Source organism: Sphaerisporangium sp. B11E5, assembly GCF_039871875.1.
GTDB lineage: Bacteria > Actinomycetota > Actinomycetes > Streptosporangiales > Streptosporangiaceae > Sphaerisporangium.
The window spans coordinates 38095-63441 of sequence record NZ_JBDPMD010000022.1 but is presented as its reverse complement, the minus strand read 5'-3'; the positions used below and the strand labels follow the sequence as shown (position 1 = coordinate 63441).

At 71.1% G+C, this 25347-nt stretch carries 21 protein-coding genes; 7 read left to right on the top strand and 14 right to left on the bottom strand.

Translation table 11 applies throughout. The annotated features are described in order from the left end of the window. The first annotated feature begins 34 nt into the window (after positions 1-34). Positions 35-1003 (top strand): ParB/RepB/Spo0J family partition protein, encoded by a 969-nt coding sequence (locus ABGB17_RS20620; protein WP_347631902.1) that lies wholly within the window; start codon positions 35-37, stop codon positions 1001-1003. A gap of 135 nt (positions 1004-1138) precedes the next feature. Here ABGB17_RS20620 and ABGB17_RS20615 read toward each other — a convergent pair whose 3' ends face one another. The 3 genes from ABGB17_RS20615 to ABGB17_RS20605 form a co-directional block, all read right to left on the bottom strand. Further along, entirely contained in the window at positions 1139-2179 is a 1041-nt protein-coding gene (locus ABGB17_RS20615) for a low specificity L-threonine aldolase (protein ID WP_347631900.1), read from the bottom strand. 47 nt (positions 2180-2226) lie between these two features. Then, positions 2227-3177, bottom strand: coding sequence for a D-alanine--D-alanine ligase (locus tag ABGB17_RS20610; RefSeq protein ID WP_347631898.1), 951 nt, complete (start codon positions 3175-3177; stop codon positions 2227-2229). 83 nt (positions 3178-3260) lie between these two features. Further along, a complete protein-coding gene (locus ABGB17_RS20605; protein WP_347632016.1) occupies positions 3261-4493 on the bottom strand; it encodes a PLP-dependent aminotransferase family protein in 1233 nt (410 codons plus the stop codon). Between the two features lie 380 nt (positions 4494-4873). Here ABGB17_RS20605 and ABGB17_RS20600 point away from each other — a divergent pair, with 380 nt between their 5' ends. Further along, on the top strand, positions 4874-5491 hold the full coding sequence (locus tag ABGB17_RS20600) for a GNAT family N-acetyltransferase (protein WP_347631896.1): 618 nt from the start codon (positions 4874-4876) through the stop codon (positions 5489-5491). Positions 5492-5667: 176 nt separating this feature from the next. On the opposite strand, the gene trxA is transcribed toward ABGB17_RS20600, so the two are convergent. The 8 genes from trxA to ABGB17_RS20560 form a co-directional block, all read right to left on the bottom strand. Further along, complete coding sequence (trxA, locus tag ABGB17_RS20595; protein ID WP_347631894.1) at positions 5668-5991, bottom strand: thioredoxin; 324 nt, start codon at positions 5989-5991, stop codon at positions 5668-5670. Between the two features lie 13 nt (positions 5992-6004). Beyond that, positions 6005-6937 (bottom strand): thioredoxin-disulfide reductase, encoded by a 933-nt coding sequence (trxB, locus tag ABGB17_RS20590; RefSeq protein ID WP_347631892.1) that lies wholly within the window; start codon positions 6935-6937, stop codon positions 6005-6007. 205 nt (positions 6938-7142) lie between these two features. After that, entirely contained in the window at positions 7143-8216 is a 1074-nt protein-coding gene (locus ABGB17_RS20585) for a hypothetical protein (RefSeq protein WP_347631890.1), read from the bottom strand. Next, positions 8213-8797 carry an RNA polymerase sigma factor SigM gene (sigM, locus tag ABGB17_RS20580; RefSeq protein WP_347631888.1) on the bottom strand — a complete coding sequence of 195 codons (585 nt, stop codon included), beginning with the start codon at positions 8795-8797 and terminating at the stop codon, positions 8213-8215. The genes ABGB17_RS20585 and sigM overlap by 4 nt, the downstream gene beginning before the upstream one ends. A 68-nt stretch (positions 8798-8865) precedes the next feature. Then, complete coding sequence (locus ABGB17_RS20575; protein WP_347631886.1) at positions 8866-10419, bottom strand: protein kinase family protein; 1554 nt, start codon at positions 10417-10419, stop codon at positions 8866-8868. 180 nt (positions 10420-10599) lie between these two features. After that, positions 10600-12222, bottom strand: coding sequence for a murein biosynthesis integral membrane protein MurJ (gene murJ, locus ABGB17_RS20570; RefSeq protein WP_347631884.1), 1623 nt, complete (start codon positions 12220-12222; stop codon positions 10600-10602). Further along, positions 12219-14339, bottom strand: a complete 2121-nt coding sequence (locus ABGB17_RS20565) for a DUF6049 family protein (protein WP_347631882.1) — start codon at positions 14337-14339, stop codon at positions 12219-12221. Before ABGB17_RS20565 ends, murJ begins: the two co-directional genes overlap by 4 nt. 46 nt (positions 14340-14385) lie before the next feature. Further along, complete coding sequence (locus ABGB17_RS20560) at positions 14386-14964, bottom strand: YbaK/EbsC family protein (RefSeq protein WP_347631880.1); 579 nt, start codon at positions 14962-14964, stop codon at positions 14386-14388. Positions 14965-15118: 154 nt separating this feature from the next. Between ABGB17_RS20560 and ABGB17_RS20555 the strand changes: the two genes are divergently transcribed. Together ABGB17_RS20555 and ABGB17_RS20550 are read left to right on the top strand one after the other, a co-directional pair. Next, positions 15119-16543, top strand: a complete 1425-nt coding sequence (locus ABGB17_RS20555; protein WP_347632014.1) for a CCA tRNA nucleotidyltransferase — start codon at positions 15119-15121, stop codon at positions 16541-16543. A gap of 46 nt (positions 16544-16589) precedes the next feature. Next, positions 16590-17870 carry an adenosylmethionine--8-amino-7-oxononanoate transaminase gene (locus ABGB17_RS20550; RefSeq protein ID WP_347631878.1) on the top strand — a complete coding sequence of 427 codons (1281 nt, stop codon included), beginning with the start codon at positions 16590-16592 and terminating at the stop codon, positions 17868-17870. 4 nt (positions 17871-17874) lie between these two features. Here ABGB17_RS20550 and ABGB17_RS20545 read toward each other — a convergent pair whose 3' ends face one another. Then, positions 17875-19185 (bottom strand): MFS transporter, encoded by a 1311-nt coding sequence (locus ABGB17_RS20545; RefSeq protein WP_347631876.1) that lies wholly within the window; start codon positions 19183-19185, stop codon positions 17875-17877. 219 nt (positions 19186-19404) lie between these two features. Here ABGB17_RS20545 and idi point away from each other — a divergent pair, with 219 nt between their 5' ends. Then, entirely contained in the window at positions 19405-20001 is a 597-nt protein-coding gene (gene idi / locus ABGB17_RS20540; protein WP_347631874.1) for an isopentenyl-diphosphate Delta-isomerase, read from the top strand. A gap of 28 nt (positions 20002-20029) precedes the next feature. On the opposite strand, the gene ABGB17_RS20535 is transcribed toward idi, so the two are convergent. Together ABGB17_RS20535 and ABGB17_RS20530 are read right to left on the bottom strand one after the other, a co-directional pair. Next, positions 20030-21109, bottom strand: coding sequence for an inositol-3-phosphate synthase (locus tag ABGB17_RS20535; protein ID WP_347631872.1), 1080 nt, complete (start codon positions 21107-21109; stop codon positions 20030-20032). Positions 21110-21122: 13 nt separating this feature from the next. After that, positions 21123-21773 carry a PadR family transcriptional regulator gene (locus ABGB17_RS20530; protein WP_347631870.1) on the bottom strand — a complete coding sequence of 217 codons (651 nt, stop codon included), beginning with the start codon at positions 21771-21773 and terminating at the stop codon, positions 21123-21125. Between the two features lie 20 nt (positions 21774-21793). Here ABGB17_RS20530 and ABGB17_RS20525 point away from each other — a divergent pair, with 20 nt between their 5' ends. Next, positions 21794-22327 (top strand): DUF5318 family protein, encoded by a 534-nt coding sequence (locus ABGB17_RS20525; RefSeq protein ID WP_347631868.1) that lies wholly within the window; start codon positions 21794-21796, stop codon positions 22325-22327. Between the two features lie 338 nt (positions 22328-22665). Next, the gene (locus ABGB17_RS20520) at positions 22666-25290 is read left to right on the top strand and encodes a transglycosylase domain-containing protein (protein WP_347631866.1); all 2625 of its coding nucleotides are present in this window, start codon (positions 22666-22668) and stop codon (positions 25288-25290) included. The last annotated feature ends 57 nt before the right edge of the window (positions 25291-25347 follow it).

The window sequence follows — 25347 nt, the reverse complement described above, 5'->3', positions numbered from 1 at the left end:
CGCCCGAGCGAGACCGGCTGGGCGAGGAGGAGTCGTGGGTCAGCAGAGGCGTGTTGGACTGGGGAAGGGGCTCGGGGCCCTGATCCCCACGGGGCCGCTCGTCGACGTGCGTACCCCGCCGGGCGGCACGGCCACGGCGCCACCGCAGGGCGACGACGGGCTCAAGCCGATCGACGGCGCGTACTTCATGGAGGTCCCGCTCGACGCGATCACCCCGAACCCGCGGCAACCCCGGGACATCTTCGACGAGGACGCTTTGCAGGAGCTGGCCGACTCGATCCGTGAGGTCGGCCTGCTCCAGCCCATCGTGGTGCGTCAGACCGCTCCCGGCCGGTACGAGCTGATCATGGGGGAGCGGCGCTGGCGGGCGTCCCAGCTCCTCGACCTCAAGGTCATCCCCGCCATCGTGCGCGACACCCAGGACGACGCCCTGCTGCGCGACGCCCTGATCGAGAACCTTCAGCGCGAGCAGCTCAACGCCCTGGAAGAGGCCGCCGCCTACCGCCAGCTCCTGGACGACTTCGGCGCCACCCATGAACAACTGGCGCAGCGCGTGGGCCGCTCCCGATCTCACATCACCAACACCCTCCGCCTCCTCAACCTCCCCACCGCCGTCCAATGGCGCGTCGCCGCCGGCACCATCAGCGCCGGCCACGCGAGAGCTCTTCTGGCCCTGAGCAACCCCGCCGCTCAGGAACACCTGGCCGACCGCATCGTCGCCGAAGGCCTCTCCGTCCGCACCGTTGAGGAGATCGTCTCCCTGGGCGAAGCCACCGCCGCGCCCGCCCCCCGCCCCCGCCGCCAGAAGGCTCTCCCCGAACCAGCCCTCACCACCCTCGCCGACCGCCTCTCCGACCACTTCGAGACCCGAGTCCGCGTCGACCTGGGCCGCCACAAAGGCAGAATCGTCGTGGAGTTCGCCACCCTGGACGACCTGGAACGCATCATCACCACCATGGCCCCCCAGGCCGCCACCCCCCTGCACGCCACCGAAGAGTCCTGACCCGTAGGCGCCCGTACCTCGGTGCGTTGCCGATCGCGTTCCGGGGGCCGCGTCACTGGGCCACGGGTGGAGCTCCACCAGGTTTCACGTGAAACAGAGCGAGGGCGGGAGGGTTTCACGTGAAGCAGGGATGGGTCAGGGCTTCAGTGTTTCCTGGATGGCTTGGGCGAAGGTGTCCACGTCTTCTGGGGTGGTGTTGAAGCTGGTCATCCAGCGGACGGTGTTGCCTTGCCAGATGTGGAACAGGAAGCGGGATTGCAAGGTGGTTATGGCTTCCGGGGGGAGGGTGGCGAAGACGGCGTTGCTCTCCACGGGGTAGAGGATATCCAGGGTGGGGAGGTCGGTCACGGCGGCGGCCAGGCGCCGGGCCATCTGGTTGGCTTGGGTGGCGTTCTGGCGCCAGAGCTCGTTGGTCAGCAGTGCCGTCAGTTGGGCGGAGATGTAGCGCATCTTGGAGCCCAGTTGGAGGGTTTGGCGGCGGAGGTAGGGGACGGCTTCGGCCAGGTCGGGGCGGAGGGTTATCACTGCCTCACCCAGGAGAGCGCCGTTCTTGGAGCCGCCCAGGCTCACGACGTCCACGCCGGCGTCGGTGGTCAGGTCGCGGAGGGAGCACCCCAGATGGGCGGCGGCGTTGGACAGGCGGGCGCCGTCCACGTGGAGGAGCATGTCGTTGTCGTGCGCCGTTCTGGCCAGGGCGGCGATCTCGTCGGGGGTGTAGCAGGTGCCCAGTTCGGTGACCTGCGAGATGGAGACGATTTTGGGCTGGACGTAGCTGATGTTGCCGCGGACGGACAGGCGGGACGTCACGTCGTCGGGGGTGAGTTTGCCGTCGGGCGTGGGGACGGTGATCAGTTTGACGCCCAGGATGCGTTCGGAGGCGCCGGTCTCGTGGGTGGCGATGTGGGCGGTCTCGGGGCAGATGATCGCCTCGTACCGGCGGGTCAGCATCATGCTCAGTGAGATCATGTTGGCGCCGGTGCCGTTGAGGACCACGAAGCCGGACGCGTGGGCGCCGAACTCGGCACGGAGCCGGTCGTTCAGGGTGGCGGTCCACTCGTCGTCGCCGTAGGCGGGGGCGTCACCGATGTTGGCGGCGGCGACGGCCTCCATGACGGCGGGGTGGACGCCGGCGTGGTTGTCACTGGCGAAGCTCTTGGCGTAGCGGGATTCGATCACCAGGCCAGGCTACGCCGGGGCCTGGCGCCCTGCTCAGGTGGGGAACGTCAGCGGCGGCGCAGTGCCGCGAGCAGGAGGCCGCGGCACAGGGCGCCGAGGTCCTCGTCGGCCGCGGCGGCGGCCATCGGGAACAGCGAGGTCTCGGTCATGCCGGGGGCGACGTTGACCTCGAGGAAGTACGGCTCGCCGTCGGTGTCCACGATGATGTCGGTACGGGAGATGTCCCGCAGGCCGAGGGCGGTGTGCGCGGTCACCGCGAGCCGGGCGCAGGCGTCGGCGACCTCGGGACGCAGGCGTGCGGGGGCGAAGAACTCGGTGTGGCCGGCGGTGTAGCGGGCCGAGTAGTCGTAAACGCCCTCGTTGGCCACGATCTCCACCGGAGGCAGCGCGACCGGGCCGTCGCCGAGGTCGACCACCGACACCGCGACCTCGACGCCCTCGATGTACTTCTCGATCAGCGCGGTGTCGCCGTAGGCGAAGCACCCGACCATGGCGGCGGGCAGTTCCTCGGCCTTGCGGACGATGGAGCCGCCGAGGGCGGACCCGCCGCGGGACGGCTTGACGAACAGCGGCAGCCCGAGCCGCTCCACGATGCGCCCGAGCACCGCGGTGGCGCCGAGGTCGTGGAAGGTCTCCTTGGGCAGCACGACGGCTTCCGGCGTGCGGACCCCGACGGAGCGCACGACGGTCTTGGCGGTCGGCTTGTCGTACGCGACGCGGCACGCGTCCGGCGCCGCGCCGACGTAGGGCACCTGGAGCAGTTCGAGTACCGAGCGGATGGCGCCGTCCTCGCCGCTGCCGCCGTGCAGGGTGACGAACACGACGTCCGGCGGGTCGGCGAGCACCGCGGGCATCAGCGCGGCGTCGGTGTCGCGCGTCTCCACGTCGATCCCGTCGGCCTTGAGCACCTCGCACACCCGGCGGCCGGAGCGCAGGGACACCTCGCGCTCGTAGGACAAGCCGCCCGCCAGCACCAGTACGTGGCCGAGTTCGATCATGGAGGACCTTTCTGGCGTCGTCGGACCCGCCCGTGGCGGCCCGCGGCGGCGGGCCGCCAGAGCCTCCGCAGCGTATTACATCTTCAGGCTAGATCCGGACCGGGTGTGTCGACGCCCGGGTGGGGACGCATCGACCCGGTGCCGAACGTGTCGCGCAGCACGAGCTCCTGCTGGATCACCCCGGCGAGCCGCCGGACACCCTCGCGGATGCGGTCCGGCTCGGGGTAGCAGTAGGACAGCCGCATGGCGGCGGCCCCGGAGTCGTCGGCGTAGAACCCGGTGCCGGGCACGAACGCGACCCGCTCGGCCACCGCGCGGGGCAGGATCGCCTTGGAGTCCAGCCCCTCGGGCAGCGTCATCCACACGAAGAACCCCCCGGCGGGGCGGGTCCAGTGACACCCGGGCGGCATGAGGGCGGTCAGCGCGCCGAGCAGGGCGTCGCGCCGTTCGCGGTACAGCTCGCGGAACGTCTTGATCTGCTCGCGCCACGGCTGCGTCTCCAGGTACCGCCCCACCGCGAGCTGGGAGAAGCTGGAGTGGGACAACACGGCGGACTCCATGGCCAGCACGAGCTTGTCCTTGATCGGGTGCGGCGCGAGCGCCCAGCCCACCCGGAAGCCGGGGGCGAGGGTCTTGGAGAACGACCCGAGGTACACGACGCCGTCGGGGTCGTCGGCCCGCAAGGCGCGCATGGGCTCGGCGTCGAAGCCGAGCAGGCCGTAGGGGTTGTCCTCCACGACGAGCACGCCCGCGCGGCGGCAGATCTCCAGCACCCGGCGGCGGCGCTCCTGGGTGAGGGTGACGCCGGCCGGGTTCTGGAAGGTCGGCACGGTGTAGAGGAACTTGACGCGGCGGCCGGCGGCGGTGAGCGACTGGAGGGTCTCGGTGAGCGACTCGGGGATCAGCCCCTGGTCGTCCATCGCGACGTGTACCACCGACGCCTGGTAGGCGGCGAACGTGCCGAGCGCTCCGACGTACGAGGGGCCCTCGGCGAGGACGACGTCCCCGGGGTCGATGAAGATGCGGGTGATGAGGTCCAGTGCCTGCTGCGACCCCACGGTGACCACGACGTCGTCGGGGCCGGCGTCGATGCCCTCGAGGCGCATGACCTCGCAGATCTGCTCGCGCAGGTGGGGGTCGCCCTGGCCGGAGCCGTACTGCAGCGCGACGGTGCCGCGCCGGGCCACGAGGTCGGCGACCAGCTCGCCGACGGTGTCCAGGGGGAGGGCGGTGACGTACGGCATGCCGCCGGCCAGCGAGACCACCTCGGGGCGGGACGCGACGGCGAAGAGAGCTCGGATCTCGGAGGCGACCATCCCGGCGGCACGTGCGGCGTACCGGTCGATGTAGGCGTCGATGCGCGACCCTTGGGCCGCGGTCCTCCGACCGTGATCCGGCTCTTGCGTCACGGTCCACCTCCTGGCGATGCGATCAGTGATGCCGATTTGACGTTGCGAGACAACAGAGTACGGCAGTAGCCACTACCCCATTTGGTAATTCTCACCATGAAAGGGGCGAAGCGCCGCGGAAACGGGGCCTGGCCACGAGTTCAGGGGATCCGGAGAGTGCGCATGTCCCTCGTGGGGAGCGCGGCAACGGGGTGTCCCTCGGCTACCATGCCACTTTGGAGACGCCGTAGTTCGTGCGCTTTTCTGCCGTGAACTCGCGTCCGCCTCGCAAGGATAGGGGGCCCGGGGTGTCGCGCCGGCTGGTGAATGTCACGTTGGACAACCTTGACGATCTGCCACGCCGCTGCCGCCGGTGTGTCTTCTGGGAGCTCGACCCGGTCAGCGGGGAGCGCGCACAGAAGGCGGGCGATCCGGCGCTGGAGAAGGAGGCGTGGATCTCCGCCACCCTGCTCGAATGGGGAAGTTGCGGCAAGATCTGCTACGTCGACGGCGTGCCGGCCGGTTTCGTGCTGTACGCGCCGCCGCTGTACGTCCCCCGCTCGGTCGCCTTCCCCACCTCGCCGGTCAGCGCGGACGCCGTGCTGCTCATGACCGCGCACATCATCCCGGAGTTCTCCGGCGGCGGGCTCGGCCGCATCCTCGTGCAGGGCGTGGCCAAGGACCTGACCCGGCGCGGGGTGCGGGCCATCGAGGCCTTCGGCGACCTGAAGTGGGAGCAGCCGGGGTGCATGCTCCCCGCCGAGTACCTGCTCGCCGTGGGGTTCAAGACGGTACGTCCGCATCTGCGCTTCCCGCGGCTGCGGCTGGAGTTGAAGACCGCCGCCTCGTGGCGTGAGGACGTCGAGGTGGCCCTGGAACGGCTCCTCGGCTCCATGTCCCCAGAACGGGCCCTCCGCCCCGTCTGAGAGGCGCTCAGGGCCGCGCGAGCCCCTCCAGGCACATGGGCACCACCGGTCACGGAGCTCGGAAACCGCACAGAGCCCCTCGCGCCGGTGGCGCGGGGGGCTCCGCTGGGTGGGTGCCGCCGGGAGGGCGGAAGTACGGCCCGCGTGGTCGTGGAGGACCCCGGCCGCAGGGGCGTCTAGATGACGCCTTCGAGCTCGCGGAGCAGCATGGCCTTCGGCTTGGCGCCGATGATCTGCTTCACGACCTCTCCACCCTTGTAGACGTTCAGGGTGGGAATCTGGAGTACACCGTAATCGCGCGGAACGCGAGGATTCTCGTCCACGTTGATCTTCACGATGGTCAGCTTGTCCCCCTGCTCCTTGGCGATCTCCGCCAGCACGGGGGCGACCTGACGGCAGGGACCACACCATTCGGCCCAGAAGTCCACCAGAACCGGCTTGTCGCTCTTGAGGACCTCCGCGTCGAATGTCGCGTCGGTCACGGCCTTGATCTCGCTCACGATTTTCCCCTTGTCAACTGGTGTGGTCCGCGAGCCAGCGCTCCGCGTCCAGCGACGCGGAACACCCGGTGCCCGCTGCGGTGATCGCCTGGCGGTAGATGTGGTCGACGACGTCACCGCAGGCGAAGACTCCGTCGATGTTGGTGCGCGTGGTCGGCGCGTCGACCTTGACGTAGCCCTCGTCGTCGAGCTCGAGCTGGCCCTTGAACAGCTCGCTGCGCGGGTCGTGGCCGATGGCGACGAACAACCCGGTCACCGGCAGCTCGGACTCCTCGCCGGTCTTCAGGTTGCGCAGCGTCAGCCCGCTGACCCGGGTGTCACCGTGGATGTCCGAGACGACGGAGTCCCAGACGAAGCGGATCTTCTCGTTGGCGAACGCCCGGTCCTGCATGATCTTGCTGGCCCGCAGCTCCCCCCGCCGGTGGACCACGGTGACCGTGCGGGCGAACCGGCAGAGGAAAGTGGCCTCCTCCATGGCGGTGTCGCCGCCGCCCACGACCGCGATGTCCTGGTCGCGGAAGAAGAAGCCGTCACAGGTGGCACACCACGACACGCCGCGCCCCGACAGCCGCTTCTCGCCCGGCAGGCCGAGCTCACGGTACCCCGAGCCGGTCGCCACGATCACCGTGCGGGCCAGGTAGGTCTCCGTCACGGTCTTGACGACCTTGGGGTCCTGCAGCAGATCGACCTCGACGACGTCGTCGGCGACGAGCTCGGCGCCGAAGCGCTCCGCCTGCTTGCGGAAGTTGTCCATCAGCTCGGGGCCGAGGATGCCGTCGGGGAAGCCGGGATAGTTCTCCACGTCGGTGGTGTTCATCAAAGCTCCGCCTGCGGTGACGGAGCCTTCGAACACGAGCGGGTTGAGATCGGCGCGTGCCGCGTACACCGCGGCCGTGTACCCCGCGGGTCCCGACCCGATGATGATCACATTACGGACGTCGCTCACGCTCTCGCCTTCCTGCCGTGGCTGTCGCCCGCCCGGCCCCCTCCGGGTCGCCGGCGCCCGCCTCGACTCCGATTCATGGGGTGCCAGTGGCGTCAACAGATCCTAGGCGTCCGGGATTCCCGCCGGGGCCACGACCCGCCCCGGGTACACGGCGAGGCCCCGGTGAGCGGATCACCAGGGCCTCGGACGGTTTGACGCGGGAAGGCTACTGCCAGCGGCCCACCGCGGGCTTGCGCAGGCTCGCGCAGTTGCCGTCGACGACGTACACCCAGACGGCGTTGCGCAGGCGGTCCTTCCAGAAGGCCATCACCGTGGCCTCGTTGCCCTGGTAGAGCCCCTGGTCCACGCCGATCGGGGTCGGCGCCTTGCCGGTGCCGAGCTTGCGGCCCACCCGCGCGGCGATCTGCGACACGCAGTTCTCCACTCCGGGGTCCACCGACGTGGCGCCGCCGGAGCCGGGGCCGGTGGCGCCGACGTACGTCGCCAGCGGGCCGTCGAGCACGGCGTCGGAGTAGTTGAAGTCGCTCTGGCCGATGGCGTAGTTGCGGGTCGGGCTGTTGCCGTCCCCGTTCGAGGCGCCCTTGCCGGGGACGACGTTCTGCGGATTCGACTGCGGCGCGGACTCGGCCGGGACCGGAAGCGCGACGGCCGGCCTGGAGGGCTGCCCGCCGGACGCGGACAGCATGCTGGCCACGCCGACCGATCCGATGACCGCGGCCGCGGCGACGCTCGCCGCCACCGGCATCAGCCAGGACCGCCGCCGGGAGGACTTCCCGGCCCGGCGCCGGGCCGGGACGATCGAGCCGTCGTCCGCCACCACGCCGAACGGCGTCTCGCCGGCCGGGGGACCCGCCTGCGTGGGCACCGCCGGGGCCGTGGCCACGGTGGCGGTCACGGGCACCGGGCGTGCCTGCGGAACCGGCCGCAGGGGCCGGGCCGGCGTGAGCGCCGGCTCAGGCGCGGGGGCCGTCTCCCAGGGGGAGTCGCTCATGATGCGGTCCCAGTCGGGCGCCTCGTCGAGACGCAGCCCGCCTCCCGCCGTCCTTGACTCGGCCTCGGCGGCGAGGGCCTTGTCGATGCGCAGCGCGACGCCCATCGGCATCGCGGGAACCGGCACGGCCGCGAGAACCTCACGGACCGCCGCCAGCTCGGCGAGGCTTTCCCCACAGGAGTCGCAGACCGCGAGATGCTCGCGGACCCGCGCCGCCGTGGTGACGTCGAGGAGACCCTCGGCCAGTTCGGCGAGGACCTCGAAGTCGTAGTGCGTATCACCCGTCACGAAGTTCTGCTCCCTTCGGGGGATGAGACGCGACTCAGGTCGGAACGGTTCCGCAGATGCGAAAGAATCGGGGCGAGTTTCGCGCGGCCCCGTGCGCACCGGCTCTTGACGGTGCCCGCGGGCACGCCGAGCACCTGCGCGGCGTCCTCGACCGAGTAGCCCATCATGTCGACCAGCACCAGCGCGGCCCGCTGGTCGGCGGGCAGCAGCTTGAGCGCGGCAGAGACCTCCATGGAGACGTCCCGGTCCCCGGTCTGGTCGGGGATGGGGGTGTCCCGCTCGGCGGCCTCGACGAGCTCGTCGTCGGCCACGGGACGGATGGATTTGCGCCGCATGCGATCCAGGCAGGCGTTCACCACGATGCGGTGCAGCCAGGTGGTGACCGCCGCGTCGCCCCGGAAGCTCTCCGCCTTGCGATAAGCGGAGACGAAGGCGTCCTGCACGGCGTCGGCGGCCTCGTCGGGATCACCGAGCGTGCGCAGGGCGACCGCCCACATGCGGTCACGGTGGCGGCGGACGATCTCGCTGAACGCGTGGGGATCGCCGTCGATATGGCTCGTCAGCAGGTCGGCGTCGCTCAACGCCGACCGTGCGGCGTGCTCGACCGCCGGTGGACTATCGGGAGGAGGGTTCACAACGTGTGTTCCTGTTATGCCGATCCGGGAGAGTGCACGATTACGTCATAGATGGTGCCACGAAACTTCCCCTCAAAGGCTGGAAGGCGCGTAAACCAGATCAAAACGTACTGGCCGCTGACGGGTTTCTCCGGTGTGAGGGTCACCGTGCCCGACACGTTGTCCTGCTTGGCGGCCCGCCGCAGCGCGCCGAGGTCGGCGGCGTCGCCGACCCGCATCTCGATCGTGGCCCCGGGCGCGTCGCCGAGCGAGACGACCACGTCGGCGACGTTGACCTCCTTGCCCATGTCCAGCAGCAGGCCGACGCCTTCCTTCAGCCTGCCGAGCTCGGCGCTCTGGTAGGTGGTGGTGTGCCACTCGGTGGACGCCTTGCCGTCGATGGCGAGGCGGGCGATCTCTGGGTGTTCGGAACGGTCGTCGCCGAGGGGGTCGAAGCCGGTGGCACTGGCCGGCTTCACTGTGACGATCTTGGGGGAGGACTCGGAGGACGGCGTGGCGGACGCGGCCGGGGGCGGTGTGCGCTTGCCGAGGTTGCGGCCGAGTGTCCAGGCGCCGAGGCCGACCGCCGCGATGAGCAGCAGGACGACCACCGCCACCACGGCGCGGCCGAGCGGCCCGCCCGAGGACTGCCGCCGGGCGTGCCCGGCATGCCCGCCGTGCCCGCCGTGCGGCCCGTGACCACCGTGTTCGGAGGGACGGGGCGGGGCCTGGGGCCGTGGGGGGCGGCGGTCGTCGAGGTCGTCGGGAGCCTCGGAGCGCAGGCTCAGCGCCGGCGGCATGGCCGACACCGACACGGGCACCGGCGCCGGGCGCGGCACCTCGGCCAGGGCTTCCGCCACGGCGGCCGGGGTGGCGAGCGGCGGCAGCCCGCGGCGGGGCTCCTGCAGCAGCGCGCGGCAGGTGATGGCGTCCAGGAACCCGGGGACCCCGGCGCGCACCTGGCGCGGGGTGCAGACCTTGCCGTCGTCCAGGGGCGCGGGCGGCAGGCCGGTGTCGCCCTCACCCGGCCAGTGGCCGGTCAGCGCGGTGTACAGCAGCCGCCCGAGGCCCTCGGCGTCCTCGCGCGCGGGATCGTCGCTCTCGACGTCGCGCAGCGTGGCGTCCACGGCCAGGCCGAGCAGCTTGACGGTGCCGCCGGCGGTCCAGATCAGGCGGTCCGGCGTCAGGCACAGGTGGGGCAGGCCGGACTCGTGGGCGTGCGCCACCGCCTCGGCGGCCTCGGCCACCAGGGCCGCGGCCCGCTCGGGGGCCATCGGGCCGGAGGAGACGAGGTCGGTCAGGGTCTCGCCGGTCACCCACTCGCTGACGACGTACGCCTGCCCGCCTTCCTCGGCGGCGTCGAAGACCTGGGTGAGGCGGGGGTCGTTGAGCCGGCTCGCGCCGCGGGCGGCGGTCACGACCTCGGCGACGCGCGGGAACTCCTGCGACAACGTCAAGACGGAGACAGGCCGGGCAAGGACCTCGTCGATGGCCTTCCACAGCGTGGCGCCAGCCGACTCTCTGACGCGGTCCTCCAGGCGGAACCGGTCGGCCAGGCGGCCGCCGGGCTCCACGGCCGGGGCGCTCATGAGGTGGTCCTCTCCCTGGTCGCGGGCGATGTCCGGGTGAATACCCCCACGCCCCTCCTGATCTTAGTCGGCCGGTGGCTCCCGGTCGTCTCCGTGCACCGGGCACCATCGTAGTCCGCGGTGGCTCCGGTCCGTGTTGTCCTTTGAACGCGGCGAAGCGGACTTCCGGGTTACTTATGACTAGCGGCCTACCCGCCCGGCCACAAGTCCAATGATCGAACTGATTTCCGCGATTCTCATGCGGTGTGAGATGAGCAAGTACAGCAGGCCGCCGGCGGCGCCGCCGGCCACAAGCATGATGGCAGAGCTCAGGGGGGTGACGCCCGCCAGTTCGGTGGTCCCCCACAAGGCGATCAGCGCGACGGCGGCCGCGGGGACCGCCGCGACGTACATGCGGGCGAGCGCCGCGCCGACGGCCCGGCCGCCGAGCCCGCCGCCGACCTTGCGCGCCGCCAGGATCCAGGCGACCACGCCGCCGCAGGTGTAGGCGGCGGTGAACGCCAGCGCCAGCCCCATGACGATGAGATCGGGCGGCAGCGTGAGGTAGAGGACGAAGCTCACCGTGGCGCTGATCACGAGGTTGCCCAGCGCGATCAGCGTGGGGGTGCGGGTGTCGCCGAAGGCGTAGAAGACGCGCAGCAGCAACTGGTAGACGGAGAACGGCACCAGCGCCAGCCCGAACACCTGGAGCACGTTGCCGATGTCCACCGCCTGCGCCACCGAGGTGCTGCCGTGCCCGAAGATCAGCACGGTGACGGCGGGCCCGAGCACCATGAGCAGCAGGCCGGCCGGCACGATCACCGACGAGACCAGCCGCACGCCGGAGGCGAACTCCTCGGCGACGGCCTCGGGCCGCCCGTCGTGCACGTGGCGGCTCATGCGCGGCAACATCGCGGTGATCACCGAGACGGCGATGATGCCGTACGGGAGCTGGAACAACTGGAACGCGTAGCTGTAGGAGGCGATGCCCGCGACCTGCCCGGCGCCCTCGTCGGCCGCCTTGCCCGTGGCGCCGGTGGCGAGGTTGGTGATGATGATGAAGCTGATCTGGTTGATCACCACGAACGCGAGGGTCCACACCCCGGCCCTGCCCATCTCGCCGAGCCTGGCGTTGCGCAGGTCGAGGCGCGGCACGAAGCGGAAACCCGCCCGGTGCACCGCGATGACCAGCACGATGGACTGCACGACGATGCCGGCCGTGGTGCCGAGGCCGAGCAGCGCCAGGTCGCCTGGCGTCACGGCGTCGACGTTGCCGCCCGCGCCGCTGGCCACGAGGTACAGCAGCGCGACCCCGATGACCACGACGTTGTTCAGCACCGGCGCCCACATGGGGGCGGCGAACCGGTCGCGGGTGTTGAGGATGGCCCCGGCGATGGCGCCGACCCCGAAGAACGCGATCTGGGGAAGGATGTAGCGGGCCAGCGTGACCGCGGCGTCGTAGCCCCGCGGCGGCAGGTCGGTGGTGAGCAGCGACACCAGCAGCGGGGCGCACAGCACGCCGGCGACCGCGATGGCGACGAGCACCAGCGTGGCCACGGTCATCAGGCGCTGTTCGTAAGCGCGCCCGCCGTCCGGGTCGTGCTTCTGCGCCTTGACGATCATGGGCACGATCACGCTGCTCAGCACGCCTCCGATCAGGAGGTCGAACAGGATGAACGGGATCGTGTACGCGACGTTGTAGGCGTCGCCGAGCGCCGCCACGCCGATCGCGGACGCCAGCACAGCCGTGCGGGCGAAACCGGTCAGGCGGGAGACCATGGTGCCCGCGGCCATGATCGCGCTGGCGCGCAGCACCCGGCTCATGACTGTCCCTCTCTCTGTGCGGCCACCGCGGGTGGCGCCGTCCGGGGCGTGCGGCGGCCTCCGCCGACGCGGCGCGACCGGCGGCGCAGCACGCGCAGCGCGACCGCGGCGAGCAGCACGGCGAGGCCGCCGCCCACGATGACCAGGGCGATGGCGCCGTAGCCCGTGGTGGTCACGGTCAGCTCCACCGGCTCGTCGTACGGTGTGCCGTCGGCGGTGGTGAGCTGCACCTTGACGACGATCTGGCCACCGCCGTTGGCCACCATGGGGATGTCGAGCTGCCGGGTGCCCCCGGGGCCGATGGTCACCGGGGACTCGTACGCGCCGATGGTGAGCAGTCTGCGGTCCCGTGAGGTGATCTTCACCCCGACGGTGGCCTCCTGGTCACGCAGGTCGTTGCGTATGGTGATCGGCACGATGCCGTTCTTGCCGGCCAGGGTGCGCTGCTCGCCCGTGGTGACCGAGATGGCGTCGGTGCGCCGGGCGATGGCCCGGTCGACCTGCTCGACGTACGGCACCGCGCTGCCGGTGCGGCCGCGCCACGCCGAGGAGGTGAGGCGCAGCAGGGCGGTGTCGAACGGCCGCCGCTGGTCCCCCGTGACCGTCGCGGTGAGGGCCGCGCGGTCGCTGAGCTTCTCGACGCCCGCCATGTACGACCTGGCGAGCTCGGCGGCCCGGTCCTTGTCGGTGTAGGTGAGGTCGGCGCGGGGCACGGCCGGGCCGGACGGCTTGATCGAGGTCAGCGGCACCGGCTTGAGCCACGGCACGGAGGCCGCCGTGCGCAGCAGCCCGGTGACGAACTCGGGGTCGGGGCTCCAGCGCCGCGGCGGCGCGACCACCACCGAGCGGGCCCGCGGCGCGGGCTCGGCGCTGATCATGGCGGTCTCGGCGAGGAACCGCTGCTTGGCGAGGACGCCGGCGCCCTCGGCCGGGGTGACCAGATCGCTCAGCACCGGGTCGGCGAGCAGCACGCGGACCTTGCGCGCCACGGTCTCGAGCGAGGCGGCGGCGTCCGGCGTGTAGAGGGGGGGCGCGGACGGCGGCAGCGCGGCGGCGCCGAGCAGCACGGTGCGCACGTCGCCCACGGCCAGGGCGTCCAGGGCGTCGTAGTCGAGCACGCCGCCGACCGGCCAGTTGACGCTCGTGGTGACGTCCTTGCCGAGAATCTGGGTGGCGGTGGCGGCCCCCTTGGAGAGCGCGGCCCCGGTGGCGGTGTCCATGCCGGTGTGCACCAGGGCGGCGACGTCGGGGTCGGCGTAGGGCGTGGCGGTGACGGACGCCTCAGCCAGCGCGGCCCGGAGCCTGCCGAGCCACCCGGCGACGGCCTGGTCACCCGGTTTGGTGGTCCGCTCCTTGCCGTCCTCGCCGCCGCCGAGGGTGTAGCCCCGCGCCATGATCTGGGCGTCGTCGAGCAGACCCGGGTCCACGAACCAGCTCACGCCCTTGGCCGGGGTCTCGGCGATCTTCAGGACGCGGCCGAGCCGCCCCTCGTCGGCCAGGGTGCGCCGCAGTTCCTCGTCCACGAACAGGTCGTCGTCGGCGCGGTGGGGCTGGTCGACGACGGGGAGCGCCCAGGCGATCTTCGTGCGGGGCGGCACCTGGCCCTCGGGGGCGTACACGAGGAAAGTGCGCTGCGCGGCGAGCTGGCGCTGGGCCGAGTCGACGATCTCGACGGTCGCCGGGTAGACGCCGAAGCGGTACATGCCGATCTCGGCGGGCGTGAAGGTGAACTCCCAGGGCACGGAGGCGGACGCGGGGAGCTGGGCCACCGGCACGGCGCGCCTGCTGGTGTCGAGGATCTGCCCCCCGGCGGCGAAGGTCTGCATCTGCTCGCGGCCGGCGAACGGCTGGCGGGAGAACCGCAGGCGGACCTGCAGCCACTGCAGGGGGGTGGCGCCGGTGTTGGTGACCTTGCCGCTGATGGTGATGGGGGTGTTCGGCTCGCTCGGGGCCTCAGGGGTGATGTTCTCCACCGCGACCAGGGTGTCCTGGCGGGCCGCCGCCGCGCCTGCCGCCTCCCGCGCGCCCGCGGCCGCCGGTAGCCCGGCGGCGGCCGCCGCCGGGGCGAACAGGAACGCGGCGGTCAGCAGGGAGATGAGGGCGGCTCCGCGGGTCACGTGCCGGCCAGGGCTGGAGTTCGGCGCACGCCCAGAATGGTATGGCCTAAAGCCGGGCGGGCGGCGACCCGCAGCGAGGCGGGCTCACGACGGGCCGCACCTCCTTGGAGCCGGGCAGCCGCACCGTGCGGTGCCGGGGCGCCTGGAGGTCCACGTACTTGCCGGGCAGGAGGGTGACCAGGTCGACGGCCCGCAGGCGCAGCGCGGTGCGGCGTTCGCCGGTCGGCGAGTACATGGGGTCGTCGGGCTCGCGGACGTCGGCGAGGCGGTCGTCCACGAGCACGCGGAGGTCGGGCGGGAGCAGCAGAGGTGACACCGATGTGGCGGCGTAGTCGGTGGCGGCGTTCACCATGAAAGCGGGCGCGGGACGCACCCGGCGCGCGGCGAGCAGCGCTCCCACGGCTCCCGGTCGCGGCGGCGCGGCGACGGTGGTCACGACGGCGACCGGGCCGCGTGAATCACGGGTGGTGACCTCGAAGACCGTGACCTTCACACAGGAAGTGGGTTCGACGTCCAGAATGCCGGGCAGGTCGTCGACACACGTTAACGCCCGGGGAAGCCTTACGATTTCGTGATGGATCTGGTGGGACAGGAGCCAACGGTGGATCGCGAGGGCGTCTTTCATCGATTGTGCTCCTGTCCTCAGCGGGTGCCCCCGACGGATCCGCAGCCGTGACCCGGTGGCCGCCCGGGGTACGTCCCGTGGTGGGACGTATCAAGGCCGGTGCGGAGGATCGCAACCGCAATCGAAGGACCTACCCAGCTTGTCCGTGTCAAATCTGAGCGTTAGTCAGCAGAAGGCAGTGATCGACCTATTCCGGAGGATCGCACCGGTCGCCAACGAGCTCGGCGAGCGGTTCGCCGTGCACGGCCATCAGCTCGCCCTGGTCGGCGGGTCGGTCCGTGACGTCTTCCTCGGCCGGATCGGCAACGATCTCGACCTGACCACCGACGCGCACCCCGAGCGGGTGCTGGAGATCGTCAAGGACTGGGCCGACTCGATCTGGACCATCGGCATCGATTTCGGCACGGTGGGCGTCCGCAAGGGCAACTGGGTCCTGGAGATCACCACCTACCGCAGCGAGTCGTACGACCCCAAGTCCCGCAAGCCCGGCGTGGTCTACGGCCGGACGCTGGAGGCGGACCTGGAGCGGCGCGACTTCGCGGTCAACGCCATGGCGGTCCGCCTGCCCGGCCACGAGTTCGTCGACCCCTACGGCGGGCTGAGCGATCTGTCGGCCAAGGTGCTGCGCACCCCCGGCCCGGCCGAGCGGTCCTTCGACGACGATCCCCTGCGCATGCTCCGGGCGGCGCGGTTCGCCGCCCAGCTCGGCTTCACCGTCGACCCCGCCGTGGTGGCCGCGATGACCGGCATGGCGGACCGCATCGAGATCGTCTCGGCCGAGCGCATCCGCGACGAGCTGGACAAGCTGATCGGCGGGGCGCATCCGCGCGAGGGCCTCGGCCTGCTCGTGGACACCGGCCTCGCGGCGCACGTCCTGCCTGAGCTGCCGAAGCTCCGCCTCGAGATCGACGAGCACCACCGCCACAAGGACGTCTACGAGCACACCCTGATCGTGCTGGAGCAGGCCATCGCCCTGGAGCAGGCCGGGCCCGACCGGGTGCTGCGCTGGGCGGCGCTGCTGCACGACATCGGCAAGCCCAAGACCCGCAGGTACGAGGAGGGCGGCCGGGTCTCGTTCCACCACCACGAGGTGGTGGGGGCCCAGATGACCAAGAAGCGCCTGCAGGAGCTGCGTTTCCCCAAGGACGTCGTGGCCGACGTCGCGCGGCTGGTCGAGCTGCACCTGCGTTTCCACGGGTACGGCACCGGCGAGTGGACCGACTCGGCGGTACGCCGGTACGTCCGCGACGGCGGCCACCTGCTGGAGCGGCTGCACAAGCTGACCAGGGCCGACTGCACGACCCGCAACCGGCGCAAGGCACAGGCGTTGTCGCGCACCTACGACGAGCTGGAGCGGCGCATCTCCCGGCTCGCCGAGGAGGAGGAGCTCGCCAAGATCCGCCCGGAGCTCGACGGCAACGAGATCCAGCGGGTCCTCGGCGTGCGGCCCGGCCCGATCGTCGGCGAGGCGTACAAGTTCCTGCTCGAGATGCGCCTGGACAAAGGCGTGGTCGGCAAGGAGGCCGCCACCGAGGCGCTGCTCCAGTGGGCGCGCGAGCGGGGCGTCGAGGGCGCCTGAGTCCGGTCACGCCCTCCCGGGAGGGGTGCCACGCTAGGGTGGCCGGGTGAACGCCGATACGCTGCGTGATCTCGATCGCGCGCATCTGTGGCACCCGTACGCCTCGGCCGCCGCGCCGGCGCCCGCGTACCCCGTGGCGGGGGCGGACGGCGTGCGGCTGACCCTGGCGGACGGCCGGGAGCTGATCGACGGCATGTCGTCGTGGTGGGCGGCCATCCACGGCCACAACCACCCGCGGCTCAACGCCGCCGCCCACGCGCAGCTCGACGTGATGTCCCACGTGATGTTCGGCGGCCTCACCCACGAGCCCGCGGTGCGGCTGGCGGTGCGCCTCGCCGGGCTGACCGGCCTGCCGAAGGTCTTCCTGGCCGACTCGGGCTCGGTGGCCGTCGAGGTGGCGATCAAGATGGCCGTGCAGGCGACCGGCCGCGGGCGCCTGCTCACCGTCAGGAACGGCTACCACGGCGACACGTTCGGCGTCATGGCGGTCTGCGACCCGGTGAACGGCATGCACCACCTGTTCACGGACCTGCTGCCGCGGCACGTCTTCGCCGACGCGCCCCCCGGCGACCACGGGCGGCACCTCGGGCCGGACGGGGAGCGCGAGCCGTCCCCGCCCGACCCCGGCTACCTCGCCCACCTGGAGGAGCTGGTGGCGCGGCACGCCGCCGAGCTGGCGGCGATCATCGTGGAGCCCGTGGTGCAGGGCGCGGGCGGCATGCGGTTCTCCCACCCCGCCTACCTGCGCCGGCTGCGCGAGCTGGCCGACGAGCACGGCCTGCTGCTCATCGCGGACGAGATCGCCACCGGCTTCGGCCGCACCGGCGAGATGTTCGGCTGCGACCACGCGGGGGTGCGGCCGGACATCATGTGCGTCGGCAAGGCCCTGACCGGCGGGTACCTCACCATGGCGGCCACCCTGTGCACCGAGGCGGTGGCCGAGCGGGTCGGCGTGCTCATGCACGGGCCGACGTACATGGGCAACCCTCTGGCCGCGGCGGTGGCGGGCGCGTCGCTCGACCTGCTGGCCGAGCGGCCGTGGCGGCAGGAGGTACGGCGGATCGAGGACGACCTCGCCGCCGGGCTCGCCGGTGCGGCGAGGGCCCCCGGCGTGGCGGACGTGCGGGTGCTCGGCGCCATCGGGGTGATCGAGGCCACCGCGCCGGTGGACGTGCCGAAGGTGCAGGAGATCGTGATGGCCCACGGGGTGTGGCTGCGGCCGTTCGGGCGGCTGATCTACACGATGCCGCCCTACGGCGTCACGCCCGGCGACCTCGCGGCCGTCACCCGCGCGATGACCGCGGCCGCGGAGGCCCTGCCCGCCTAGCCCCCTACTGCTGGGGCAACTGCTCGGGTGCCCGGCGCCGGGAGCCGTCCCCGCCCACGGCCAGCCGGAACAGGCCCGCGGCGGCGATGTACCCGACCCCGGCGATGGTCAGCACGAGGGAGGACCTGCCGTTGGCCGGGAGCAGGAACGCGGCCACCGCCGCGGCGAGCACCAGCATGCCGTTGAAGAGCATGTCGTAGACCGAGAAGATCCGCCCGAGGTAGACCTCTCCGACGTCGCGCTGCACGATCGTGTCGGCGCAGATCTTCACGCTCTGCCCGGTGACGCCGAGCACGAAGCCCGCCGCGAGGAACCCCGCCTGGTGGAACGACAGGCACAGCGCCAGTTCGAGTACGCCCCCGGTGGCCAGCATGATGGGGATCCACCCCTCGGGACGGAACCGCTCGGTGGCCCACGGGGTGATGAGCGCGGCGACGAGGAATCCGGCCCCGGAGGTCGCGAGCACGCCGGTGACCTCGCTGAGCCCCGCCTCGGCGTCGTGCGTGAAGTAGTAGCGGTAGAGCATGACGGTCGTCACGACGAACAGGCCGTACATGAAGCGGTGCGCGGCCATGCCGCCGAGCGCCGCCGCGGGAGAGCGGCGGTGCAGCACGTGCCGCACGCCGTCCACGAGGCCGGTGACCACGTTGCGCACCGCCTCGCGCGCCTGGGGGAGGCTCTCGTCGTACGCCGGGCCCAGCAGGGGGCGCGCCATGGTGGCGGCGACCAGCGCGGACAGCCCGAACATCACGCCGGATACCACGAGGATCAGCGCCGTCCCGCCGTGGGAGGGCCCGAACAGCATGCGCAGCAGGAACCCGGCGCCGGCGCCGATGAACGTGGCGACGGTGCCCGAGGTGGGGGTCACCGCGTTGGCGGCGAGCAGCAGGCGCTCGCCCTGGACCACGTGGGGCAGCCCCGCGCTGAGCGCGCTCAGGAAGAAGCGGTTGACGCCGAGCACGAGCAGGGCGGTGCCGTAGAAGTAGAGGTCCGGGGCGTTCAGCGCGACCATCAGCGCCGCGAGCAGCAGGAGGCCGCCGCGCACGATCGGCGCGACGACGAGGATCTGCCGCCGCGACCAGCGGTCGATGAGGACCCCCGCGAACGGCCCGAGGACGGAGTACGGCAGCAGCAGCACCGCGAACGCGATCGCGGCCTCGGTGGCGCTCGTCTGCTTCTCGGGAGTGAAGAACGCGTACCCGGCCACCGCGAACTGGAAGACGCCGTCGGAGAACTGGGACACCAGACGGGTGGCGAAGAGCCGCTTGAAGTCCCGGCCTCGGAGGACGACCCTCAGGTCGGAGACGAAAGACACGCGCGTCAGCCTACTGGCCGGGTGGTGGGCGTCACATCGGGAACATCCCCGATATGGCACCAAGAGTGGGTTATAAGCCTCTTTGCGCGCCGTCGGCCAGGGGGGATGAGGGCTGACCCACCGGGGGTGAGCTTTGCCTCTCCCAGAGGGAAGGTGCTACGACGCGCCGGGCCGCGGCTTCGTGACGGCGACCGGGCACCGCCACGTAATCTCGGACACGTGACCCTTGACGAACATGTCGTGCTCCTCAACGCCGCCGGTGAGGCCGTCGGCACCGCGCCGAAGGCAGTCGTGCACGGCACCGACACGCCGCTGCACCTGGCGTTCTCGTGCTACGTGTTCGACGACGAGGGACGGGTGCTGCTCAGCCGCCGTGCCTCGCACAAGGCGACCTGGCCGGGGGTGTGGACCAACAGCGTGTGCGGGCACCCGCTGCCGGGGGAGGCGCCGGCCGACGCGGTGGCCCGCAGGCTTTCCTACGAGCTCGGCCTGACCGCCGGTCACATAGAGCTGATCCTGCCGGGCTTCGCGTACCGCGCGGTGATGCCGGACGGCACGGTGGAGCACGAGATGTGCCCGGTCTACCGTGCCGTGGTCGCCGGCGACCCGCGGCCCAACCCCGACGAGGTGGGCGACGCGCGGTGGATGCCGTGGAAGGAGTTCGCCGACGACGTGACGAGCGGGCTGCTCGCGATCTCGCCGTGGTGCGGTGAGCAGGTTCCCCTCCTCACCGCACTCGGCCCCGATCCGTCGGCGTGGCCCGCGGGCGACCCGGCCGGCCTGCCGCCCGCCGCGCGCCCCGGCCGTACCACCTGACGCCTGACGGCGGCGGGTGCGACCGGCGTCAGCGCTCGACCTCGCCGCGGATGAACTTCTCGACGGCCTCGCGGGCGTCGTCGTCGGAGTACTGCTCCGGCGGGGACTTCATGAAGTAGGAGGAAGCCGACAGGATGGGGCCGCCGATGCCGCGGTCCATCGCGATCTTGGCGGCGCGCACCGCGTCGATGATGACGCCGGCCGAGTTGGGGGAGTCCCAGACCTCCAGCTTGTACTCGAGGTTCAGCGGGGTGTCGCCGAAGGACCGGCCCTCCAGGCGCACGTAGGCCCACTTGCGGTCGTCGAGCCACGGCACGTGGTCGGACGGGCCGATGTGGACGTCGGCCTTGGCCATCTCGTGCGGGATCTGCGAGGTGACCGACTGGGTCTTGGAGATCTTCTTGGACTGGAGGCGCTTGCGCTCCAGCATGTTCATGAAGTCCATGTTGCCGCCGAAGTTGAGCTGGTACGTCCGCAGCAGCTCGACCCCGCGGTCCTCGAAGAGCTTGGCCATGACGCGGTGGGTGATGGTGGCGCCGACCTGGGACTTGATGTCGTCGCCGACGATCGGCACGCCGGCGTCGGTGAACTTCTTCGCCCACACCGGGTCGGAGGCGATGAACACCGGCAGCGCGTTGACGAAGGCGACGCCGGCGTCGATGGCGCACTGCGCGTAGTAGCGGTCGGCCTCCTCGGAGCCCACGGGCAGGTAGGACACCAGGACGTCGGCGCGGGCCTCCTTGAGGACGGCCACGACGTCGACCGGGGCCTCGTCGGACTCCTCGATCAGCTCGCGGTAGTACTCGCCGAGACCGTCGTACGTGGGACCACGCTGCACGGTGACGCCGGTGGGGGGCACGTCACAGATCTTGATGGTGTTGTTCTCGGACGCGACGATCGCCTCGGAGAGGTCGCGGCCGACCTTCTTGGCGTCGACGTCGAAAGCGGCCACGAACTCCACGTCGCCGACGTGGTAGTCGCCGAACTGGACATGCATCAGCCCGGGGACCCGGGTGGCCGGGTCGGCGTCCTTGTAATATTGCACGCCCTGCACCAGCGCCGCGGCGCAGTTGCCCACGCCCACGATGGCTACGCGCACGGAACCCATCGCACTCGCTCCTTTACTCGTTCGTCTCATCAGGAACGGGCTCGGCGGACTGCGCCTGTGCCCTCTCCGCTCTTGCCCGAACGGCTTGCTCCCGTTCGGTATCGATCAGTTCGTTCAACCAGCGCACCTCGCGCTCGACCGACTCCAAACCGTGGCGTTGCAGCTCAAGGGTGTAGCTGTCGAGCCGTTCGCGCGTGCGGGCGAGAGCGGTGCGGACCGCGTCGAGACGCTCCTCCAAGCGGCTGCGGCGGCCCTCCAGGATGCGAAGCCGCACCTCGGCCTCGGTGAGGCGGAAGAAGGCGAAGTGCACGCCGAAGCTCTCGTCCTCCCAGGAGGAGGGCCCCGCCTGGGTCAGCAGCTCTTGCAGTCGTTCCTTGCCTTCGGCGGTCAGCTTGTAGACGATCTTGGACCGGCGACCGGTGAGCGGCGGGGCGACATCGCTCTTGGCCGCCGTGCCGCAGCCGCCGTCCTCCGGAGGCTCCTCCGCGATCAGCCCGTCGGCGAGCAACTGCCGCAGGCACGGATAGAGCGAACCGTAGGAGAACGCGCGGAACATGCCGAGCAGGGCGTTGAGCCGTTTACGCAGCTCATAGCCATGCAGGGGTGTCTCGTTGAGCGAGCCGAGCACGGCCAGTTCCAGTACTCCGCCTCGTCCGACCGCCACTGGAACCGCCCCCTCTCGCGATGATGTGTTCCTGCGATGTATCGAGTCGATACATCCCCAGGATACGTCGGGCTGGCATACTTGGCAATCAAGAAACTCGTCAAGCGATTGACCTGAAAAGCGAAAAAAGTCGTAGTCTGGCGCTCGTGTGGTCACAGCGACGGGTCGTGGACTACGGCCTAGCGAAGCGGGCGACGGTACAGTCGCTACGCTCCGGTCGCACGACCAAACGCGACGTGTGCGATGCTCATCCCTACCTTCTGCGCGCAGCCAGATACCACGGTGAGCCCACGCAGCGCAGGTGCCCCATATGTGAGCACCAGAACGTGACCCATGTCACATACGTGTACGGCGACCAGCTCGGACGGGTCGCGGGACACGTAAAGGCAACGTCAGACCTTGTTCAGATGGCTCGCGAATACCCGGAATTCAGGGTCTACGTTGTTGAGGTCTGCCAAGGTTGTGCATGGAATCACCTGACGGTCTCCTTCGTCCTAGGCACTGATGGGCCACCGGGCGACCCCGATACGGACCGGCAGATCGCGGAGACCTAGCCGGCCCACGATCGAGTCCCCTGTTCCCTTCAAGGCGCGTGACGCCCCGCCTGCCGCACAGACGTCGAAGACCTCCAGATCGCCAGATGACCCGACGAGGACGCGTGAGTTACAGCAGCTATGGCCCCGAGCCGACCGGCCGCCCCGGCCCAGCCGAGGGATCCGGTGCATCAGCTCGTCCGGGGCGGCGCCGTCGCTCTACTCAGGGGAGCGCGCCCGCCGCTGGACACCAGGCCCCGCCACCGGGCTGGTCGCAGGAACCCTCACCGGGGCGCCGCGCCGCCCCGCCACGCCAGGAGGACCGCGACCGCGCCACCCCGCAGCCGCGGGACCGGGCCGTGCCGCAGGACCGGTACGGCGAGCAGCCGCGCCGCGCGGCGGCCGAGCCCCCGCCCCGGGCGGGCGACCCCCGGGCGGGCACCGGTGAGCGGCGTGGGCCCTCGGGCGCTCCGCGCGCCCGGCGCGCCGAGGCGGCGTACGAGGACACGCAGTCGATGGCCCGGGTCGCCGGGCAGGCGTCCCCGGCCCGTGGTCCCGCCGACCGCGGACCTGGGGCCCCGGGTGGCCCTGCCGGCCCAGGCGGTCCTGGCGCTCCCGGCGGCCCGCGCCGCGACCCCGGCGAGCGGCGCGCCCCGTCCGACGCGGAGACCGTCGTCAGCCGCGAACCGGGCACCCGCGCCGCCCGCCGCCGCGGCGCTCCCCCCGGTGGCCCGGGTGGTCCCGGTGGGCCTGGAGGCCCCGGCGGTCCCGGAGGCCCGGGAGGCCCGGGAGGTCCCGGCCGGCGCAGGGTGGCGAAGGGCGGGGAGCCGCCCCGCCGCAAGGGCTGGAAGCGGTTCCTGCCCAACTGGAAGATCGTGCTCGTCGGCTTCGCCGTGCTGACGGCGGGTGTCTTCGGCATGGTCGCCGTCGGGTACGCCAACACCGAGCTGCCCACGGAGAAGGACGCCCAGGAGGCGGCCGTCTCGCAGGGCAGCACCTTCTACTACGCCGACGGCTCCTACATGGCCCGCCTCGGCACCGAGCGCCGCGCAGTCAAGCTCGCGGACGTGCCGCAGTACGTCAGGGACGCGGTGGTCGCGGCCGAGAACGAGACGTTCTACAACGACGACGGCATCTCCTTCCCCGGCCTGGTGCGGGCGGCGTGGAACACCGCCACCGGCGCCCAGGTGCAGGGCGCGTCCACCATCACCCAGCAGATGGCGCGTGGCTACTTCAAGGGCCTCAGCAAGGATCGGGCGCTCAAGCGCAAGGTCAAGGAGATCTTCATCGCGATCAAGCTCGACAAGGAATGGAGCAAGGACAAGGTCCTCGAGTACTACCTCAACACCATTCCTTTCGGCCGCAACACCTACGGCATCGAGGCCGCCGCGAACGAGTTCTTCGGCCACGGCGTCAAGAAGCTCACCCCCGCCGAGGGCGCCTACCTCGCGGGCCGCATCCAGCAGCCTGGCGCGTTCGACATGGCGGAGGAGAAGAAGAACTTCTCCGGCACCCAGTTCCGGTTCACCTACGTGCTCAAGCAGATGGCCGAGCTGAACCCGCAGAAGTACGGCGCCTACCCCGCCACGCTGAAGTTCCCCAAGATCCAGCCCCGCAGGGACTCCTCGGCGTTCAGCGGCCTGCGCGGCTACATGCTGACCGAGGCGCTCAAGGAGCTGGAGGCCAAGGGCCTGCCGCGCGCGCAGATCGAGACCGGCGGCTACAAGATCTACACGACCTTCGACCGCAAGCTCATGCAGGCCGCCAAGACCGCCGTGAACCAGACCACCGCGGGCCTGCCCAAGGAGGTCCACACCGGCCTCGCGGCCGTGGACCCGACCAACGGGCGCGTTGTGGCGTTCTACGGGGGCAACAACTACCTCGGCAAGAACCCCGACCAGTTCAACGAGGCGTTCCAGGCGCGCAAGCAGGCCGCGTCGGCGTTCAAGCCGTACGTGCTCGCGGCGTGGCTGGAGGCCGGGCACAGCCTGAAGAGCTTCGTGACGGGCAAGCAGCCCCTGAAGCTGGAGGGCACGACCCCGATCTCCAACGGCCACTCCGCGCCGTCCTCGATGAACATCATTTACGCCACCCAGCACTCCATCAACACGGCCTACGGCCAGATGGGCTTCGAGGTGGGCCTGGACGCGGTCAAGCGCATCGCCGAGGACGCCGGGCTGAGCAAGGACGCCATGGAGAAGAGCGTCGCCGACCACAAGTACCTCTTCTCCATCGGCAGCGCCGGCGTCACACCGGTGGAGCAGGCGGCGGGCTACTCGATCTTCGCCAACGCCGGCAAGCACTACCCGACCCACACCGTCATCAAGGTGATCGACCCGAACAAGATTCAGATCATCACCGAGGACAAGACACCCAAGCAGGTCATCGCCGAAGAGGTCGCCGCCGACGCCGTCGTCGCGCTCCAGTCGGTGGTGAAGGGCGGCACCGGAACGGCGGCGGCGCTGTACGACCGTCCTGTGGCCGGCAAGACCGGCACCAACAACGACAACAAGGAAGCGTGGTTCGTCGGGTTCACCCCGCAGTTGTCCACCTCGGTCGGCATGTACAAGGAAGACCGCAAGACGGGCGCCGAGTTGTCCCTCGGCAACAACTTCGACGGCGGTACCGTGCCGGCCCGGGTGTGGCGCGCGTTCATGGCTGAGGCGATGAAGGGCAAGAAGGTCGTCGAGTTCCCCGCGCCGTCCAACATCGGTTCGCCGCTGGACCTCGCGCCGAAGCCCACCCCCACCCCGACGCCGACGCAGGATGAAACTTTCCCCGACGACGACGGTTTCCCGACCGACGACGGCTTCCCCGACGACAACGGCGACACCGGCGAGGGCTGCCTCCCATGGGACGACTCCTGCAACAACGGGGGCGGCCCGGACCCGTTCGGGGGCGACACGCCCGGCACCGGGGCGTCCACCCCTCCCCCCACCCCCGACCCGGCGCCCACGGGCGGACGACGCGAACCGGCCCGGTGAGGGATCATCTGGAAGTCCCGGCGCCATCGGGGTGCCGGGACACGGTGATGGGATGAG

Excerpts from the sequence above, each read along its gene's own strand:
- ABGB17_RS20610 (WP_347631898.1), bottom strand. The coding sequence starts at position 3,177 with ATGATCGAACTCGGCCACGTACTGGTGCTGGCGGGCGGCTTGTCCTAC.
- ABGB17_RS20605 (WP_347632016.1), bottom strand. The coding sequence starts at position 4,493 with ATGGTCGCCTCCGAGATCCGAGCTCTCTTCGCCGTCGCGTCCCGCCCC.
- ABGB17_RS20575 (WP_347631886.1), bottom strand. The coding sequence starts at position 10,419 with ATGAGCGCCCCGGCCGTGGAGCCCGGCGGCCGCCTGGCCGACCGGTTC.
- murJ (WP_347631884.1), bottom strand. The coding sequence starts at position 12,222 with ATGAGCCGGGTGCTGCGCGCCAGCGCGATCATGGCCGCGGGCACCATG.
- ABGB17_RS20525 (WP_347631868.1), top strand. The coding sequence starts at position 21,794 with ATGATGTGTTCCTGCGATGTATCGAGTCGATACATCCCCAGGATACGT.
- ABGB17_RS20560 (WP_347631880.1), bottom strand. The coding sequence starts at position 14,964 with ATGAAAGACGCCCTCGCGATCCACCGTTGGCTCCTGTCCCACCAGATC.
- ABGB17_RS20535 (WP_347631872.1), bottom strand. The coding sequence starts at position 21,109 with ATGGGTTCCGTGCGCGTAGCCATCGTGGGCGTGGGCAACTGCGCCGCG.